Genomic DNA, 17,748 nt, shown 5'->3' with positions numbered 1-17,748 from the left:
AATCACTTGGATCGGTATTAATCGGCGTGTCCAAGCATTGGCTGCTGCCTTCGGCCCGTTTTTGGAAGATTATCGCGCAGATTTTCCCCCGCAACTGCAACACATGCCGCGCGCGATCCATATTCTCTCGTCCAGCCTGCATGAAGGAAAGCTGCGCTGTGGACATTTTCAACCCCGATCTCATCGTCTTGCCGCAGGGCAGCAATTTTATCGGGGGACGGCGTGTTGTCGGGCGCGGACAGGCGATTCCCGTGCGGCGCCCCTCGGACGGGCGGATCTATGCCGATCTCGACAGTGTCGATGATGCGCAGTTGGCGCAGGCGGTCGAGGACGCGCAGCGCGCCTATAAAAGCAGCGGCTGGGCGCAGACTGACCCGCGCGGTCGGATGCGGGTGCTGCGCCGCTGGGCTGACCTTATTGATGGCGACATGGAAACGCTCGCACCGCTGGAGGCGCTTGGCTCCACGCGCATGATGCACGAAATTCGCGCCTGGGACGTGAGCTATACCGCTGAAACCGTCCGCTTCTTTGCCGAATGGGCGGACAAGATTGGCGGCGAAGTCGCATCGACCACACCGGACAAGCTGGGCCTTACCATCCACGAACCCTATGGCGTGGTCGCTGCGATCGCGCCGTGGAACCTGCCGCTGGTCATGGCCGCATGGAAAATCGCGCCCGCCATCGCGGCAGGCAACAGCATCGTGCTGAAGCCGTCGGAAATGACGCCGTTCAGCATCGTGCGGCTGGCGGAACTGGCGATCGAGGCTGGCTTGCCCGCCGGCATTTTCAACATCGTTCAGGGTGACGGACGAAGCGTTGGCGATCCGCTGGTGCGGCGTCCTGAGATCGCCAAGGTCACCTTCACCGGGTCAACCGCGACGGGCGCGGCGATCATGACCGCCTGCGCCCAGACCGGCCCCAAGCCGGTGACGCTGGAACTGGGCGGCAAAAGCCCGCAGATCATCTTCGCCGATGCAGGCTTGGACAAGGCATCCGCCATCGTCGCGCGCGCGATCACGCTCAATGCCGGGCAGGTCTGCGTCGCAGGGTCGCGCCTGCTGGTGCAGGACAAGGTTGCCGATCAGGTCATCGATCGCATCATGGCGGCCTTTGCGGCGCACAAGCCGGGACCAACCTGGGCCAGCTACAGTACGCTTGGCCCGATCATCTCCGATGGCCAGCTCGATCGGATCGACGGTATCGTTCAGCGCGCCGTCACTGATGGCGCACAGGTGCTTGCGGGCGGTACACGCGCCACGGCGCCGCAGGATGGCAGCTATTTCCTGCCCACGTTGCTGCAAAATGCTGCGCAGCATAGTGAGGCGGTGCAGAGTGAGATTTTCGGACCGGTGCTGACCGTCCAGACCTTCGCCGACGAAGGGGAAGCCTATGCGTTGGCCAATGACAGCAATTATGGGCTGGCCGCGGGCGTCCATACCGGCGACCTCAGCCGCGCCCTGCGCGCCACCCGCGCGCTGGAGGCCGGCACTGTCTGGGTCAACCGCTATGGCCGCAGCAACGACTTCATCCTGCCGACGGGCGGCTTCAAGCAATCTGGCATCGGCAAGGATCTGGGCCGCGAAGCCTATGTCGCCAATCTCAAGACCAAGGTGGCGCTCGTCGAATTCTGATCAGCGCGCCGCCATGCGCTGCACAGTGCCGACATCGATGACGCCCAGCCGCGCCATGCTGCGGGCTTGGCCCAGTTCGACGATCTGCTCGACCTGTGGGTGGCGGCCCTGCGCCACCTTCAGCCGATAGCGGCCGTACCGAACCCGCTCGAAACTGAACATGCCGTCAAACTCCGTGCGCGCGCGATAGGCGCTTGTACCATCCATCGTCAGCAACTCGATCGTCTCGCCCGCCAGCGCCCGCCCGTTCATCGCCAGCGTCCCTTCGACCGAGGCTGAAGGCGATACGCCCAGTTCGACCACTTCGTGCAGCCCAGCGCGCGGGGTCACAAGGACGCCCGGATTGCTTGGTATATCGAACGGATCGGACAATGATGCTTCGTCCAGCGCAATCTTGATCGGGGTAGCGGGGCTTAGCCCGTCCAGCTCGATGTCCCGTGCCTCTTCCCCGCGCAACCGGGCGGGTAACGGCAGATCGTTCACCAGTACCCCGACCGGGTCGGCAAAGGGCGGTTCGCCCGCATCGCGCCGTCCATTGCCGTCCAGATCGCGAAAGGCTCGCACCAGCAATCCGCCGCCTCGCGCCTGCGACGCGGAACGTACCCGGCCAAACCGTCCGTTCGCGCCTGGGCCTACGCTGAACGTCAGTCCCAGGCCGATCGCCACCGCCCGGCGGCTGTCGCCCGACAGGTTCAGCGTCAGCGCCGCCGGGCCGAAATCGCGCGCATAGGCCGCATCGATCGCGACCTTTTTCTCGCCCGCCGCATAATTGGCGGAAATCTGCACCATGTCGGTTGCCCCCAGCGCCCGGTTCGCGGTCAGCTGGACCCCCATCAACGTGGGATCGGGCTTCAGTCGCCAATGGACCTCGCCCCGCAACCTCACCTTGCCGGCCCGCCCGCTGACCAGCAGCCCGGCTGTCGCACTCTCGCGGGCCATGCCGTCGCTCGACTGGAACCGGCTCCATCCACCCACCAGACTGGCTGCCACGCTGCGCGTCGCAACCGACAGGCGGCCATTCGCCTCTACCCCCTGTCCGCTCTGCTGCCGGGTCGAGCGCAGGTCGAAATGCAGTGGCAGGATCAGACCGGCTGCATGGACCGGCCGGTCGAGCGCTACCCCGACATAGGACCGCAGTGCAGGGTCCATCCGTTCGGATCGCAACCCGCGATTATGGACAGCCTCTACCGCTATGCTGGTCTTGAACAGATCGCCCACGACAGAAGCGCGCATGGCCGATCCGCCGCCCCTGCGGCCTGCCCAGGACACTTCGCCCAGCATTCCACCCAACCCGCCGCGCAGGTTTAGATGGCCATAATCGGCGCTGCCATCTGATGAGGGCGCACGTACGATCGCGGCGCCGATCGACGTTCCCCGGCCCAGTCCATGGTCGACGGCCATGCTGCCGCGCCATCCCGATGCCGGGGTTTGCCGACTCGTGCCGAAACGCAGCAGATCATGATTGCCCTGCACGATATTGGTGGACCACCAGGTCTCGCCCGGCCCCGGCGATTGCGCCGCGATATTATAGACTCGCCGTTCACGTCTGACCTGCCCTTGCGGGCCATAGCGGACGACTTCCAGCACATTGACGCCATGGCGCAACGCAATATCGCGAAAGGCATAGCGTCCATCCGCATCCGCCGGGACCACGCGGAGCAATTCGCCGTTGCGATAGAGTTCCGCGTCCCACCCCTGCGGTAGCAGGCCAGTCAGCGCCACCTTGTCAAATTCGCCAATGGCATCGAGCGGCCGGTTGGTCAGCGCCACGCCGCGTCCACTGGCTGATCCGGCAACAAGGGGGATGGCAAAACTGTCCACATCCCCGATGGCCGCCTGAGTCGCGGCCAACGGCCCCAGCAATTGCCCGTCGGGATCGGCCCGGTAGAGACGCAGCCGCAAACTGTCCGGCATGGCGTTCGCATCGGACGCCAGCCGCGCTTCGGCAGACGCATAGGCCAGTTCGCCCGACGCCAGCATTTCATATCGTGTCGTTCGCACCTGCGCGCCCTTCGCGTCGCGCTGCCACCCGGCGGCCAATGATGCATCGAGCGCGGGCATGCGCCATAGCCGATAGGGGAAGCGGTGCTTCTCCAGCCCCGCTGTCTGTGGTTGCGTTTTCGTCGCCAGCCGCTCGGCCGCCGCTGTCCGGCGCAACGCGGCTTCGATGGGCAGCGGCGCGGGGGACGTGATGGTCAGGATCGCGTTGGTCGTGTCGGCATCAAATGTAACGCCCAGCCATCGGCCCAGCGCCTGGGTATCAACGCACCATCCCGACCGGCTGTCATGAATGTCATTTGCGCCCAGCCGCATATATTCCGTCCCGAACCGCGCCTCGCCAGTATCGCGGTCGATGGCGATATGCCGCGCCTCGTCAAAAGCCCAACCTTGTGCCCGGCGCTTGTCCTCGCTCGGCACCACGGCAATCTTCAGTGCCTCGATCACATCGCCCATATCCAGGCAGATGGCATCCTCGACCGTGAAGCCGCGAATGCCGTTGCCGACGGACAATGACCCGACCCGCGCATCGAACAACAGCGCGTCGTCGGCGGACAGCAGGGCGGCCGCTGCCATCGCCGGCCCCGCGCGCAACAGCAGCAGGACCAGCAGGCATGACAGCAAAACACGCCACAGCCGGGGCCGCGCGTTCATGGGATATGGACCTGTGGTCTGGTGTCAGGGTCGCGCCACGGCTGTTTCGCTCACTGCGCCGCCCGCCGCGGGGTCCGTCTCGACGAACCGCACCTTGAGCGGCCCGCTCACGCGTGCCAGCGCAGCCCGGTCCACCGGCAGCATGATGTGCCGCTGCGCCACTTCCGGATAGGCGGCGATCCCCTTGATCGTGGCGATCGGCGTTTTACCGTCGGCCTGCATCAATTCCAGCGTCCCATAGACGGATCGTTCGCCCGCACGCATCAGGTCGACGTCCAGTTGCGCCTGTCCCTCCTGTACGCTCAGACGGGCGTTGTTCAGGCTGGCGCTGCCTTTCGGCTCGCCCACGCGCACGATGACGGGAATGGTGACGCCGTAAATTGGCGTCAGGCTAATCGACATACCGTCAGCGGCAGGTTGCGGCGCGGCGGCATCGGCGACGTCAGGCACCGCGCGGAACAGCAGGTGCGCGCGATATTCGCCACCCGGCATGGTCGGCGGCACCCGCACGCCGATCCGAACCGTCTGCGACTGTTGCGGCGCCAGCGTGATTTTGCGCGGTGCATAAGTGATCAGGTCCAGCGCTGCGGCATCGCGCTGCGACGCAGTGGCCTCATCGACCGATTCGATCGTGCCTTGTTCGGTCATCTTCCGCAGCACCAGCGATATGCGATATGTCGTCGCCTTGTCGCCGGTATTGTTGACCACGACCTCGCCGCCGCTATTGGCGCCCATGATCAGGCGGGTCGGCGCGACCAGCAGGTCGCCGGCGGCAGCCTGCGCCATGGTCGGCGCAAGCGCATGGCTGGCGACAATCGCCGCCATCATCATTGTGCATTTCATATCATTACCCCATGTCAGCGGCTTCGTGTCCAGCGGGCCGCAATGGGCAAAGATGACGAAAATAGGTTAGCAACTCGCTAACCATGCGGAGTGGGGTCAGAAATATTCGACCATCACTTCATAACTGCCGGTGTACGCGCCTTCGGGCTGCGCCGCCGACAGGGTCAGCTTGCCGCCGACGCTAAACTTGTTTTTGCGCTTGCCAGGATCCAGCACCATCGTCGATTGCGACGCTTTGGGAAGGGCCGTCATGCTTTCGCCACGGCCGTTGGTCAGTTGCGCAGGGGCCAGCATGATGCCGACCATATAATCTTTGGGACCGGTGACATAGAATAGCCCGGCCCGCTCACCGCCCAGGCATTGCAGCCCTGCTGAGCAGCGCACAGTGCCAGATGGCGTCAGCTCTATCGTGCCGCCGGCAGCGCTGGCGGCGATCGTCCCGAAACTGATGTCTGTGGCCGCCTCGACAATCGGCGCCTGCTTGCGCGTGTCGGCATGGGCCATATGGCCGGGCAGGGGGGACAGGCTCAGGGCAATCGCCGCCATGGCGGATATTGCACGCATTGCCCCGTCCTCCCTTCGGCATCGGCGTGGGTGCGGCGCTTATGCGCCGCCCCCGCCGACCGTGATTTACTGATAGGAAACCGAAACCGCATATTGGCCCGAATAGGTGCCGGCGGCCTGATTGGCGCCGACATTGAGCGTGCCGGCAACCTTGAAGCTGCCATCGCCCGTGCCGGACAGGGTCATTGCCGACGTCGTCGTGGCAAGCAACACCGCCATGCTGTTCGATCCGCCATCGGTCAGCGTGATCGACGGATTGTCGATCGCCACGGTCACGGTCTCATTCGCGGCGCCGACGACGGCAAAGGCGCCCGCGGTGGTGGTGCCGAAGCAGGACAGGCCGCTGCCGCACACGCGGCTATTGTCTTCGGCGATGGCGACGGTCGCAGCAGCGGCCGACGGCACGATCTTGCCAAAGTCCAGGTCCGACGATTTGGTGACGGTGATGGCGCGCAGGATCTTAACCGTCGCATCGCCCGTGGCGGATGCAGCGTGGGCCGGTTCGATCGAGAGCGCAGCGCCCGCAAACAGCATGGCAGTCAGGCCCAGGGCCTGAACGGATTTATTGGTCATGTGATATACCCCTTGGTCAGCGTCGGCATTCCAGCTCCGACAGAGGCATGGATAGGAAATGTCCGTCTATCTAAGGCTAATGGGCATGGTAAAGCCGCCATTAACCATCGAAATGACCAGGGAATATATCCTAAATTACTGATATTCAAAGCTAATATTATATTGCCCGGCATAGCTGCCCGGCGGCGTCCCCGCCGTCACGATCATCTGTCCACCCACCGCATAGGATGCCCCAGCGCGACTCGCCGTCGCCACAGGCCCGGATGGCAACAGGGTCACCATCAGACTCGCGGCATCCGGTCCCATCATCGCGACTGCCGGGTCGATCGATACGAACAATGACGAGTCTGAGCCCGTCAACCGGAACAGGGCAGGCTTCCCTTTGCCCAGGCACAGCATTGCGGCGCTGCAATCGGTCCCGCCATCAGGCCGCACCGTCACGATCCCGTCCTGCGCCGCAGGAAGAATACGCCCGAAATCGAGCGATTCTTCCTGGGTCGCCGATAGCGATCGCAAGATCGTCACCGCCGCGCCGCCGGAGGCGGCATTCGCTGTTTGACCCATGGCAAGGCTGGAACAAGCCATGACTCCGGCGAACAGGATGACCCGCATCAAGGGGTATGAAATGATGCTGCCATCCCGCATTACGCCGTTATGCCCGCGAATTGGTATAAATACGTAAGCACAAATGCTTACCGCAACGTTAAGCCTGTTGTAGCACGGGCGGCGGGCCGTTGTCCGGGCTCAGCGTGGCAAAGCCCGACGCATAGGCCAGCCGCATGACTTCGGTGAAATTGTCCGCGCCCAGCTTCAGCATGATCTTGGCGCGATGGGCTTCCGCCGTCCTCACGCTTATCGCCATCTGCTCGGCAGCATCCTTGTTGGTCATACCGCTGACCAGCAGGCGCAGCAGTTCGCTTTCCCGCTCGGTCAGGCTGGCAATGCGCTGCTGCGCTTCGGTATTGGCGCTTTGGTCATCAAGCACCGTTTTCAATTGGCCCAGGCCAGCCTTGACCGCTGCATAAAGCGTCTGCGGCTGACACGGCTTTTCCAGATAATCGATCGCGCCCATCTTCATCGCCTGCACCGCCTGACGGATTTCGCCCCGGCCCGACATCATGATGGTGGGAAATTGGCTGCGCCTCGCTCCCAGCTTCGCGACTGTCTCAAACCCGTCCAGGCCGGGCATATAGACGTCCATCAGCAAAAGCCCGCCAGCAACCGGCATGGCGTCGAGGAAATCCTGGCCCGACGCAAACATCTCGACATCGACCCCCGGCACGATTTCGAGCAGGTCGCGCAACGCGACGCATGTTAGTTCGTCGTCATCGACGACATAAACCTTATGTATCACGTCGACCCCAGCTTGTTAAACATTTGTTATACATGCGCGCTAACCCAACTATATCCCGCCATCAAGCGCCGTGATGGGTAAATGCGGCGGCAGGTGTTCCGCAGAGGGACTAAATAGCTCTAGCCAGCATTTGTAGCGTTACAAAGCCCTTTCTGGCTGGCCTGTGATCAGCGTGAATCGTTCGGCTGCCCCGCGAATCAGGTCTCGCCATTGCTCGTCGGACCACGCTTCCAGCGCCTCATAAATCTCGCGTAGCGCGCTGCTGGTCGTTGCGCTCTCAAACAGGCCGGCCGTCCCGGCCAACTGGTGCATGGCGTTGCGCAACTGCGCCTTTGTCTCGCTCGTCAGTCCATCGGGCGCGGCGGCATCGGCGAATAGTGCGGCGATATTATCCAGCCGCTGGCGATACATGCGCGCCAGTTCGGGGGACGGCGCCGATCCTGTCAGCATCCGATGGTCGTTTTCCACGCGCAACCACGGCTTCAGTGCCGCCTGCAAATCGCTCATCCTGACCGGCTTGGCCACATGGCCCTGCATGCCCGCATCGAGACAGGCCGTAATATCGTCCGCATAGGCATTCGCGCTGATCGCGATGATCGGCAGCCGGTCTGGACCATAGCCACGCCTGCGCAACGTGCGCGTCGCTGTCATCCCGTCCATGTGCGGCATGCGCAGGTCCATCAACACCAGCGCGTAGGGCAAACCCCGCGCATGGGCGTCATCGACCATGGCGATCGCTTCGGCACCGTTGGAGGCAATGGCGACTTCATGGCCCAGCCGCTCCAGCATCTCCGACACCAGCAACTGATTGATGTCATGGTCCTCGACCAGCAGGATGCGGCGCGCGATGGTGGCCCTGACCGGTGGATCCATCATGGTGGGCGCGGGCGCCATCGCTTCGCCCTCTGCGGCTACCAGCGGTATCTGAAGCGCGACGATCGTGCCCTCGCCCGGATTGCTGCGCAGCACGACCTGTCCGCCCATCAACCGCGCCAGCTTGTCGCAGATCGCCAGGCCAAGGCCCGAACCCCCATGGCGCTGTGCCGCCGCCCCATGCGCCTGGACAAATTCCCGAAATATCGCGGTCTGCCGGTCATGGGCGATGCCGATGCCGGTATCCTCCACCTCTATGCGCAACACGGCATCGGGCAGCCTGATTGCCCGGATGATGATATGCCCTTCATGGGTGAATTTGATCGCGTTGGCCAACAGGTTGACGATGATCTGGCGCAATCGCAACCGGTCGCACAGGATCATCTGCGGCAAGGCCGGGTCGACGATGACGGACACGGGCAGCCCCTTGCGTTCGGCCAGCGCATGGAGTGCGGCAACGCTCGACTGCAACTTCTTCTGAAGGTTCACAGGTTCGGGTTCCAGCACCATCTGTCCCGCCTCGATCCGTGAAAAATCCAATATGTCGTTCAGCAATTCCATCATCGACTGGCTGGATTCCAGGATGAGCTCCAGCTTGGTGCGCTGCGCATGGCGCGGCTCATCATGCAACAGCAATTCGGTAAAGCCGATAACGCCGTTCATCGGCGTGCGGATCTCATGGCTCATATTCGCCAGGAAAACGGCCTTGGCATTGGCCGCCTGTTCAGCGCGCACCAGCGCTGCCTCATTCTCCTGTTCCAGATCCTTGCGCCGCGTGATGTCGGTGCCAACCCCGATCAGGCCGATCAACTGCCCTTGCGTATCGACCTCCGGGCCGCAGATCAGGTCGACCCAGCAAATGCCGCCATCGCTGTGGCAGAAGCGCAATTCCACTCGCCATGTCCGCCCTTGCGACATGGCGGTCCGCCATTGCGCCCGTATCTTCTCACGATCATGGGGGTGGATCGCCGCCATCCAGCCAACGCCCATGACCGCGTCGGGCGACAGGCCAGTGGTTTTCAGCCAGGCGTCATTGGCGAAATTGCAAAAGCCCAGATCATCCGTGCGGAAAATTCCGGCAGGTGACAGGCTGGCCAGCGCGGAAAAATGCCGTTCGCTTTCCTCCAGCGCGCTCACCGCCTGCTGGAGCACCGTTTCGCGCTCCATCAATTCGCTGGTCTTGATCTCCACCTGCTGCAACGCATAGGCTTCGCGCCGGATGTAGGACAGCGTCAATATGCCGAATATCCAGCTGATCGCCAGCCCGCAAAGCAGCACCAGCCAGCCTTCGCTCGTCGATACGCTTTGCTCAAACTGGGGCGTGCTGGTCCAGCGCACCGTCCATCTCTGCTCCATCAGCAACAGCGTGCGGGTTACGCTATATTTGGGTCGATGGTTCCCCTTGGCAGCGCTGGCATAAATAGTGTCATCATCGGCCGTCACAGGACCATCGAAAATATGGATGTCCAGCGACCGTCCCTGACTTTGCGTCAAGCCCTCCATCAGGCGGTTGGCGATGAACGGCGCATAGATCCACGCGACCAGGGCCTTGCGTCGCTCCTCCACGGTCACATGGGGCAGGCCGGGCTGATAGAGAGGCCGCAACAGCAGGAATCCGGGGCGCTTTTGCGCATCCTGCACCAATATGATGCGCCGGGTGATCGTCGCCTTGCCGGTGTCGCGCGCGTGCAGCGCGGCGGATCGCCGCCGGGCTTCGGCCAATATGTCCAGCCCCATGGCGGCGCGGTTGGTGGCTATCGGTTCGATCTGGGCGATCACGCCGCGCAGGGGGGCGTTGCTGTCGGGATGGATGCGATAGCCGGGGAAACGCTGCGTCTGCGCGCGCATAAACGCGGGCAGCGTCGCAGGTGTCACGGGACGGATATAGCCCATGCCGTTCAGACCGGGCAGGAATGTGCCCATGTTCAGCGCCGCGACATAGGCGCGCCAATCGTCCGGGGTTATCTCGTCCGACGCGGCAAATAGCGCCGCGGCGCCGTCCAGGCTGCGGGAATAGGCTTCCAGCCGGTATCGCAATGCCCGCTCATTTTCATGCGCCAGCACGGCAAAGCTTGCCTGGTTGCGGTCATGGACGAATTCGGACGTGACCTTCCATGCGGTCAACGTGCCACCGATCATGACCATCATGACCGCGCTCATCGTCGCGGTATAATGCGCGATCGGCTCGCCGCGCCACAATATGCGCCATCCCTTCCAGGGACCGAGCATGATGACCGGGGTGACGATCAACACCCCCAGCAGATCACATGTCCACCATGTCGCCCAGCTTTCGGCAATGGCGGTCGCAGGGATGGAGTGGTTCAGGTACAAAATGGTGACGCCGATGCTGGGCGCGATGACGCAGGCCAGCGGACAGATCAGCGCCGCCATCAGCGCTACATCCCATGCCGACGTCAACTGGATTGGCCTCCCGAAGCGCTTACGTACGATGCAGGCGGCGACCAATGCCTGCAAGGTCGATCCGATTGCAATACACAGCGCGTTGGACAGGATCAGCGGCAGGCCTGCCGTTTCCAGTCGCATCATGCCGATCGCGACATTGACAAGAAACGCGCCGATCGCAACGCCCGGCCATAGCGTACGTCCGAAAACCAGGATAGCGGACACGGCGATACCCGACGCCGGCCAGATTACTGTCGCATAGCCGGGCGGGATCGCCATTTTCAGGCCCAGCCACCCGACGACGCAATAGGCCAGCGCCAACGCGGCATTCAGCGCCGCGATGCGCTGCGCGAAAAGACCCGCGCGCAAAGTTTCGTCACTACCGGTCGATGCCCGGCTGTCCTGTTGTTCCATCCTGCCCCCGGCGCAGGCAGGGCGGCGCGCTTCTGCCCTGTCTGACATCGCGCTTATAGGGCGTGGCGCGCAATCGGCAATGTCAGCCTGTCTATGTCAGGCCTGGGTAGCGAACCGTTCGACGCGATAGGGTTCGGTCGGGATGTCGGTCGCGCCCTTCGCGATGATCTCCGCCATCGTCTCGCCCACGCCCGGCCCGATCTGGAAACCCGATCCTGAAAAGCCGAACGCATAATATAGCCCGCTGGTTGTCGCGCTCGGTCCCATCACCGGCTGACTGTCGGGCATATAGCCCTCGATCCCGGACCAGACGCGGATGATGTTGAGCCTGCCCAGCGACGGGGCGAGCCGCCTTATATGCTTCAACTGACTCACCGTATTTTGCGGCTCGACATAGGCGCGATACTGGTCGGGGAAGGATGGTCCGCGCGTGCTGCCGCCTAGTACGATATTGCCCCGCGCTACCTGACGGAAATAGACCGTCTCCTGCTCCAACGGGGTCATCACGCCGACCGTCGGCAAAATGGCGTAAGGTACCGGCTCTGTCACGCTCATGGTCGGGCCTTTGGGGACGATCGGCACCGGCTCGCCAAATTGCGATGACAACGCATTGCCCCATGCGCCCGCCGTCACCAGCAATATAGGCGCGCGGAATGTCCGCCCGTCCGCTGCCGTGACGATGAAATCCTCCCCGACCTTCTGCGCATCGACAATCTGGGTATTTTCATGGATCACCGCGCCCAGTCGTGCCGCTGCCCGCGCAAAGGCAGGCGCGGCGAGGCGCGGATTGGCGTGACCATCCGTTGGCGAATAGGAACCGGCCAGCACGTCAGGCCCGAAAAAGGGAAATTTGTCGCGCAGCACATTGCCGCTCACCAATTCCAGATCCAGCCCTTCCATGCGCGCATTTGCCGCATAATCCTCCATCGAACCGACCAGTTCGGGTCGGTCGCGATAACAGACGCGGATATGTCCGGACTGGAGATATTCGACATCGGCTCCCAATAATTCTCGCGATTTCCGCCAGATGGCAATGGCGCGATTGGCCAGCGGCAATTGATGGATGGGGCGCCCCTGTCGCCTCACATTGCCGAAATTGGTGCCGCTTGCCTGCCGACCGATCAGGTCGGTTTCCAGCAAGGTTACTGACAGGCCATGGCCGCGCAGGAAAAGTGCTGCCGATGACCCCATCAGCCCGCCGCCCACGATGATGACATCGCTGGCCCCGCTCATTGATCGTCTCCAATCGCTATGGTCAGCGGCTTGACCGGCGCCTGACCGCGCAATCGGCCGACCTGCTCAATGGGAATGTCCGCTTCCGCCGCGATCAGCTCGGCCGCCGCCAGCCCGCAATAACGGCCCTGGCAACGCCCCATGCCGACCCGGCTGAACGCCTTGGCCCGGTTTGCCTCCTTGGCGCCCGTCTCGCGCATGATGCCGCGCAGGTCGCCAGCGGTCACCCCCTCGCACCGGCACAAGATCGCATCGTCGGGCAATTGCGATGCTTGATGCGAGGGCCATGGAAAAGCCTTCGCCAATCCCCGCGCAAATTTCGCATAGGTGCCGACATCGCCGCGCAGCGACGCCATCTCGCCCTTGTCCACCGGCAGCCCCAGATCGGCCAGTGCCGCCAGCGCCGCCAGCCGCCCACTGGCTTCCGCTGATCGCGCGCCCAATATCTTGGCCCCGTCGCCCGCCAAATAAACGCCCGCCACGCTCGACCGTCCATCGCTGTCCCGCTCCGGCAGCCATTGCCGCGTGCCTGGATCAAATGCGAAGGCGCAGCGCGCCAGATCGGCCAGTTGCGTTTCCGGGCGCAAATGATGCCCCATCGCCACCGCGTCGCAGACAATGTCCTGTTCGGTCCCCGCTCCGGTGCGAAAACGCACGGCGCTCACGCCGCTATCGGCGTTGCCGATGATTTCCAGCGGCGTGATGCCATTATGCACGGCTACGCCCGCGCGCTTCAATTTCATCGTCAGCGTGACGCCGTTCCACAGCACAGACGGCACCGCCAGCAGGTCAGGCAAAGCCTTGATCCGCGCGCTGTAGGGGGCTGTATCGAGCACAGCGACGACATTCGCGCCTGCCTCGACATATTGGCTTGCAACCAGATAGAGCAGCGGCCCCGATCCCATGAACACGACATTGTGCCCGATCGATACCGCCTGGCTCTTGAGCGCCACCTGCGACCCGCCCAGGCTGTAGCTGCCGGCAAACTGCCATCCCTTGACCGGCATCAGCCGATCGGTCGCCCCAGTGCACAGCAATAATGCGTCAAACGGAATTGCGTCCGCATATGTCGCACTCGCTGTCCAGACTTGCCCGCCAGCAATGTTCCACACCAGCGTTTCCGGGCGATAATCGATCGCGCTCTTCAGCCCATCGAATGTTTCATGCAACGCTTGGGCCCGACCGGCCTCGCTGCCGTACAGCTTGGCATAGGGCCGGGTGAAATTATCCGGCTGACGGCGATAGATCTGGCCGCCGTCGCGGCGTCCCTCGTCCAGCAGGATCGGGCGCACGCCTGCCTGCACGCAGGCTTGCGCCGCGCGTGTCCCGGCTGGCCCTGCACCAACGATAATGACCCTTGGGCTCATGCGTTGTTCGGCCATGATGCCTCCGGCTGGCTGGTCAGGATGCGCTGGCCCGATGCGGCCAGGGTCGAACAGGCGCGCAGGCGGTCGCCGCTTTCGGTCCACACCCAGCAATCCTGGCAGGCGCCCATCAGGCAGAAACCGGCCCGTTTCTCCGGCCCGAACTCTGACTGGCGCAGCACGCTGCCCTGGTTCAACAATGCGACCATCAGCGTGTCACCCTCCAGCGCCCCGACGGGGGCGCCATCGACATGCACGGTGATAGCGGGGCGATCGATTTCACCCAGACGAACGAAGCGGCTCATGACGGACGCAAGCTTTCATCTCCAAGATGGCACAATATCTGGCTGCCCTTGCTGAGCGGGCGGCGGGGTGGGGGCGTGGTATTGCAAAGCCCATCCACCCGCGCGGGGCACCGCGGCAGGAAACGGCAAAGGTCAGGATGATCGCCCTGTCCTCCAACCGGCGGCGGCGCGATCCCGGCATGACTCTCCTCCAGCCATCCCGCCCGCATTTCCGGCACCGATCCGATCAGCAGGTCCGTATAGGGATGGAACGGCGCGACGCCGAACGCTTCACGCGGCCCGGTCTCGACCATCGTACCGGCGTAAAGCACCAATATGTCGTCGCAAATCGCCCGGACTGTTGAAATGTCATGGCTGATGAACATGGTCGCAATGCCCAGTTCCCGGCGCAACTCGGCCATTAGCTCCAGTATCGCCGCGCCCACGACAGTATCGAGCGCGGACGTCACCTCGTCGCACAGGATCAGTTGCGGATCGGCCGCCAGCGCCCGTGCCAGGTTGATCCGCTGCTTCTGGCCGCCCGAAAGGCCGCCGATCGGCTGGTCGATCAGCGTGGCGGGCAGGCGGATCAGATCGAGCAACTCCAGCACGCGCATCCGCGCCGCATTGCCCTTGAGCCCATGGTAAAAGGCCAGCGGTCGCGTCAATATCCGGCCGACGCTGTGCGCGGGATTGAGCGCTGTATCGGCATTCTGGAACACCAGTTGCACCCGGCGAAACTGGTCGCGACTACGCCCGTGCAAGCCTGGCGGCAGAGTTTCGCCATCCAGCAGCACCTGCCCGCTGGCGGGTGGCAGCAGCCCGGCGATGACCCGCGCGATAGTGGATTTGCCCGATCCGCTTTCGCCGATCACGCCCAAAGTCGCGCCCCGCTCGATCGTCAGGTTGATGTCGCGCAGTACCGGAATACGCGGACGACCATCCTTGCCGATCTTGCCATAGCCCGCCGTCATGCCGCGTATTTCCAGCAGCGGCGCGGCGGGCAGGGCAATTTTTGGGGGTGCCGGGCGGATAGCGGGCCGGGCGGCGGCCATCAGTGTCCTGGTATAGTCATCCGCGGGGGCGTGGAGGATCTGCGCAGCCGCGCCCGCCTCCCGGATGCGCCCCTGGCTCAGCACGACAATCTGGTCGGCCATCTGTGCGACGACGGCCAGGTCATGCGACACGTAGATGGCGGTTGCGCCCCGTTCCAGCACTACTGTCTTGAACGCGCGGAGCACCTCGATCTGGGTGGTCACGTCCAGCGCAGTCGTCGGTTCGTCCAATATGACCAGTTCCGGATCCGTGATCAGCGCCATCGCGGCCATCAACCGCTGCAACTGTCCGCCCGACAATTGATGCGGATAGCGCGCGCCGATCGTTTCGGGAAAGGGCAGTGCGAGCGCGCGGAACAGGTCGACCGCCTTGGCCTCGGCCTCCGCGCGCGGCATCAGATTGTGGATCAGCGCAGGCTCGACCACCTGATCCATGATGGTGCGCGATGGATTGAAGGCGGATGCCGCGCTTTGTGCGATATAGGCGATGCGATTGCCGCGCAATTGTGCCAGCGCGCCGCGATCGAGCTTGGTAAGGTCGCACTCGCCCACCCGGATAGACCCTTCCGCGATCTTCGCCCCAGGCCTGGCATGGCCCAGCAGCGTCAGCGCGATCGTCGTCTTGCCCGATCCGCTCTCGCCGATCAGCGCCAGCACTTCGCCGCGATTCAGCGCGAAATCAATGTTGCTGACGATCGGGAATATCTCGCCCGCGCCATTGCGCGCGGTAACGGTCAGGCCCTTTACCTCGACATGGGGCGTCGCGCTCATTGGCCTTTGCCCTTGCCTGAAAAGCCGATCGCATCGATCAACAGGTTCACGCCTACCGTCAGCGTCGCAATCGCAACGGCTGGCGCTATGATCGCAAGCGCGCCTTCGCCCAGCCCGGAGATATTCTCGCGCACCAGCGATCCCAGATCAGCGTCGGGGGGCTGCACGCCAAGGCCAAGGAAGGACAGGCCCGACAGCAGCAGCACGATGAACACGAAGCGCAGGCCGAAATCGGCCAGAAGCGGGTGGATCATATTGGGCAATATTTCAGCGATCGCGATGTAGAAGCGCCGTTCGCCGCGCGCCTTCGCCACCTGCACATAATCCATCTGCGCCAGATTGACGGCCAGTGCCCGCGCGATCCGGTAATTGCCGGGGATATAGGTGAAGGCCGCGATCAGCAGCAGCAGCCCCAGCGAGGACCCGAATGCAGCGACCAGCACCAGAGAGAATATCTTGGAGGGGATCGAAATCAGCATATCCATGAAGCGCGAAAGCGGCTCATCGACCTTGGCCCCGCCCACTGCCGCCGTCAGCGCCAGCGCCGTCCCGCTGGTGCTCGCCAGCAGGGCCGCCGCCGCCGCCAGCCCCACCGTATAGCGCGCGCCCGACATCAGCCGGCTCAGCACATCGCGGCCCAGATAGTCGCTGCCCAGCCAATACTTCGCTGATTGGCCGTCAAACACGTCATAGGCGACGAACGCGCCGACCGGATAGGGGGCCAGCATGGGTCCGAACAGCGCGACAGCCAGCCAGAAGATGACCAGGGCCAACCCCAGCTTGCCCGACAGCGGTAGGGCTTTGGCCCGTTGAAAGATATCGCCCATCATTGCGACCGCAGCCTTGGGTTGGCCAGGATCGCGGTAACGTCCGCGATCAGCATCAGGATGAGATAGGCGGCGCAGAATATCATGGCGCACGCCTGCAATAACGGCATGTCGCGACTGGTGACCGCATTGACCATCAGGCTGGCAAGCCCCGGATAGTTGAAGATGGTTTCCACGATCACCGCCCCTCCCAGCAGGTAGGACAGGCTCAATGCCATGGCGTTCACGATCGGCGCGATGGCGTTGGGCATGATGTGCCGCAATATGACACGCACCGGCGCAACGCCCTTCAGCACCGCCATTTCGACATAGGGCCGGTCCATCTGGTCGATCACTGCCGCGCGCGTCATCCGCGCCATCTGCGCGATAACGATCACGCATAATGTCAGGACCGGCATGGCCACACCGCGCAGATATTCGCCCCATCCCATGTCGCTTGAAGCCAACGCGATCGACGGCAGCCAGCGCAGCTTCACCGAAAAGATCAGCACGGCGATGGTCGCGACCAGAAATTCGGGTACCGCCACCATGGCGAGCGTCACGACGTTGAGCGCCCGGTCTATCCGCCCGCCGCGGTTCATGGCGGATCCGATGCCGATGGACAGGGCGACGGGGATTGCGACCATGGCGGCCAGAGCGGCGAGCAGCAGGCTGTTGGGCAAGCGCTCCTCAATGACTTCGCCGACCGGCATGTTCGCGACCATCGATTGACCGGGATCGCCCGTCAGCATGCCGCCAAGCCAGCTCACATAACGTACATGGGCCGGGCGATCGAGGCCCATTTCATGGCGCAATGCCGCGACCTGTTCCGGCGTGGCGCTCTGCCCCAGCGCTTCCTGCGCCGCGTCGCCGGGCAATAATTGGGCGATCACGAAGATGGTCATCTACACCAGCAACAGCGTCAGCA

The 17,748-nt window shown here is 63.5% G+C and carries 14 protein-coding genes; 1 reads left to right on the top strand and 13 read right to left on the bottom strand.

The window, feature by feature from the left end; genetic code table 11:
• Positions 1-158: 158 nt before the first annotated feature.
• Positions 159-1,631, top strand: a complete 1,473-nt coding sequence (locus AC07X9_RS19535; protein ID WP_026002177.1) for an aldehyde dehydrogenase family protein — start codon at positions 159-161, stop codon at positions 1,629-1,631.
• Here AC07X9_RS19535 and AC07X9_RS19530 read toward each other — a convergent pair whose 3' ends face one another.
• The 13 genes from AC07X9_RS19530 to AC07X9_RS19470 form a co-directional block, all read right to left on the bottom strand.
• Positions 1,632-4,283 (bottom strand): carboxypeptidase-like regulatory domain-containing protein, encoded by a 2,652-nt coding sequence (locus tag AC07X9_RS19530; RefSeq protein WP_086486116.1) that lies wholly within the window; start codon positions 4,281-4,283, stop codon positions 1,632-1,634.
• A gap of 24 nt (positions 4,284-4,307) precedes the next feature.
• Positions 4,308-5,126 carry a fimbrial biogenesis chaperone gene (locus AC07X9_RS19525; protein ID WP_026002175.1) on the bottom strand — a complete coding sequence of 273 codons (819 nt, stop codon included), beginning with the start codon at positions 5,124-5,126 and terminating at the stop codon, positions 4,308-4,310.
• Positions 5,127-5,222: 96 nt separating this feature from the next.
• Positions 5,223-5,690, bottom strand: coding sequence for a DUF4402 domain-containing protein (locus AC07X9_RS19520; protein WP_086486117.1), 468 nt, complete (start codon positions 5,688-5,690; stop codon positions 5,223-5,225).
• A 66-nt stretch (positions 5,691-5,756) separates the two neighbouring features.
• On the bottom strand, positions 5,757-6,263 hold the full coding sequence (locus AC07X9_RS19515) for a DUF4402 domain-containing protein (RefSeq protein WP_017181871.1): 507 nt from the start codon (positions 6,261-6,263) through the stop codon (positions 5,757-5,759).
• Between the two features lie 135 nt (positions 6,264-6,398).
• Complete coding sequence (locus AC07X9_RS19510) at positions 6,399-6,827, bottom strand: DUF4402 domain-containing protein (protein ID WP_241763591.1); 429 nt, start codon at positions 6,825-6,827, stop codon at positions 6,399-6,401.
• Positions 6,828-6,966: 139 nt separating this feature from the next.
• On the bottom strand, positions 6,967-7,617 hold the full coding sequence (locus tag AC07X9_RS19505) for a response regulator transcription factor (RefSeq protein ID WP_017181869.1): 651 nt from the start codon (positions 7,615-7,617) through the stop codon (positions 6,967-6,969).
• A 138-nt stretch (positions 7,618-7,755) separates the two neighbouring features.
• On the bottom strand, positions 7,756-11,307 hold the full coding sequence (locus tag AC07X9_RS19500; protein WP_017181868.1) for a CHASE domain-containing protein: 3,552 nt from the start codon (positions 11,305-11,307) through the stop codon (positions 7,756-7,758).
• A 96-nt stretch (positions 11,308-11,403) separates the two neighbouring features.
• Complete coding sequence (locus tag AC07X9_RS19495; RefSeq protein ID WP_017181867.1) at positions 11,404-12,540, bottom strand: NAD(P)/FAD-dependent oxidoreductase; 1,137 nt, start codon at positions 12,538-12,540, stop codon at positions 11,404-11,406.
• Positions 12,537-13,922, bottom strand: coding sequence for an FAD/NAD(P)-dependent oxidoreductase (locus AC07X9_RS19490; RefSeq protein ID WP_017181866.1), 1,386 nt, complete (start codon positions 13,920-13,922; stop codon positions 12,537-12,539). Before AC07X9_RS19490 ends, AC07X9_RS19495 begins: the two co-directional genes overlap by 4 nt.
• Positions 13,904-14,209: a (2Fe-2S)-binding protein gene (locus tag AC07X9_RS19485; RefSeq protein ID WP_017181865.1), complete on the bottom strand. Its 306-nt coding sequence runs from the start codon at positions 14,207-14,209 to the stop codon at positions 13,904-13,906. The genes AC07X9_RS19490 and AC07X9_RS19485 overlap by 19 nt, the downstream gene beginning before the upstream one ends.
• Complete coding sequence (locus AC07X9_RS19480; RefSeq protein WP_017181864.1) at positions 14,206-16,014, bottom strand: ABC transporter ATP-binding protein; 1,809 nt, start codon at positions 16,012-16,014, stop codon at positions 14,206-14,208. Before AC07X9_RS19480 ends, AC07X9_RS19485 begins: the two co-directional genes overlap by 4 nt.
• Positions 16,011-16,844: an ABC transporter permease gene (locus AC07X9_RS19475; RefSeq protein ID WP_017181863.1), complete on the bottom strand. Its 834-nt coding sequence runs from the start codon at positions 16,842-16,844 to the stop codon at positions 16,011-16,013. Before AC07X9_RS19475 ends, AC07X9_RS19480 begins: the two co-directional genes overlap by 4 nt.
• Complete coding sequence (locus tag AC07X9_RS19470) at positions 16,841-17,725, bottom strand: ABC transporter permease (protein ID WP_254908127.1); 885 nt, start codon at positions 17,723-17,725, stop codon at positions 16,841-16,843. Before AC07X9_RS19470 ends, AC07X9_RS19475 begins: the two co-directional genes overlap by 4 nt.
• Positions 17,726-17,748: the final 23 nt, after the last annotated feature.

This window comes from Sphingobium sp. GW456-12-10-14-TSB1 (assembly GCF_059424385.1).
Note: the sequence above shows the minus strand (reverse complement) of the source record. Positions and strands in the feature narration are given on the sequence as shown.

Bases quoted from the DNA above. Each gene is read 5' to 3' on its own strand.
- AC07X9_RS19530 (WP_086486116.1), bottom strand. From the start codon at position 4,283: ATGAACGCGCGGCCCCGGCTGTGGCGTGTTTTGCTGTCATGCCTGCTG.
- AC07X9_RS19525 (WP_026002175.1), bottom strand. From the start codon at position 5,126: ATGAAATGCACAATGATGATGGCGGCGATTGTCGCCAGCCATGCGCTT.
- AC07X9_RS19510 (WP_241763591.1), bottom strand. From the start codon at position 6,827: ATGGGTCAAACAGCGAATGCCGCCTCCGGCGGCGCGGCGGTGACGATC.
- AC07X9_RS19500 (WP_017181868.1), bottom strand. From the start codon at position 11,307: ATGGAACAACAGGACAGCCGGGCATCGACCGGTAGTGACGAAACTTTG.
- AC07X9_RS19470 (WP_254908127.1), bottom strand. From the start codon at position 17,725: ATGACCATCTTCGTGATCGCCCAATTATTGCCCGGCGACGCGGCGCAG.
- AC07X9_RS19475 (WP_017181863.1), bottom strand. From the start codon at position 16,844: ATGATGGGCGATATCTTTCAACGGGCCAAAGCCCTACCGCTGTCGGGC.
- AC07X9_RS19515 (WP_017181871.1), bottom strand. From the start codon at position 6,263: ATGACCAATAAATCCGTTCAGGCCCTGGGCCTGACTGCCATGCTGTTT.
- AC07X9_RS19485 (WP_017181865.1), bottom strand. From the start codon at position 14,209: ATGAGCCGCTTCGTTCGTCTGGGTGAAATCGATCGCCCCGCTATCACC.
- AC07X9_RS19495 (WP_017181867.1), bottom strand. From the start codon at position 12,540: ATGAGCGGGGCCAGCGATGTCATCATCGTGGGCGGCGGGCTGATGGGG.
- AC07X9_RS19490 (WP_017181866.1), bottom strand. From the start codon at position 13,922: ATGGCCGAACAACGCATGAGCCCAAGGGTCATTATCGTTGGTGCAGGG.
- AC07X9_RS19480 (WP_017181864.1), bottom strand. From the start codon at position 16,014: ATGAGCGCGACGCCCCATGTCGAGGTAAAGGGCCTGACCGTTACCGCG.
- AC07X9_RS19520 (WP_086486117.1), bottom strand. From the start codon at position 5,690: ATGCGTGCAATATCCGCCATGGCGGCGATTGCCCTGAGCCTGTCCCCC.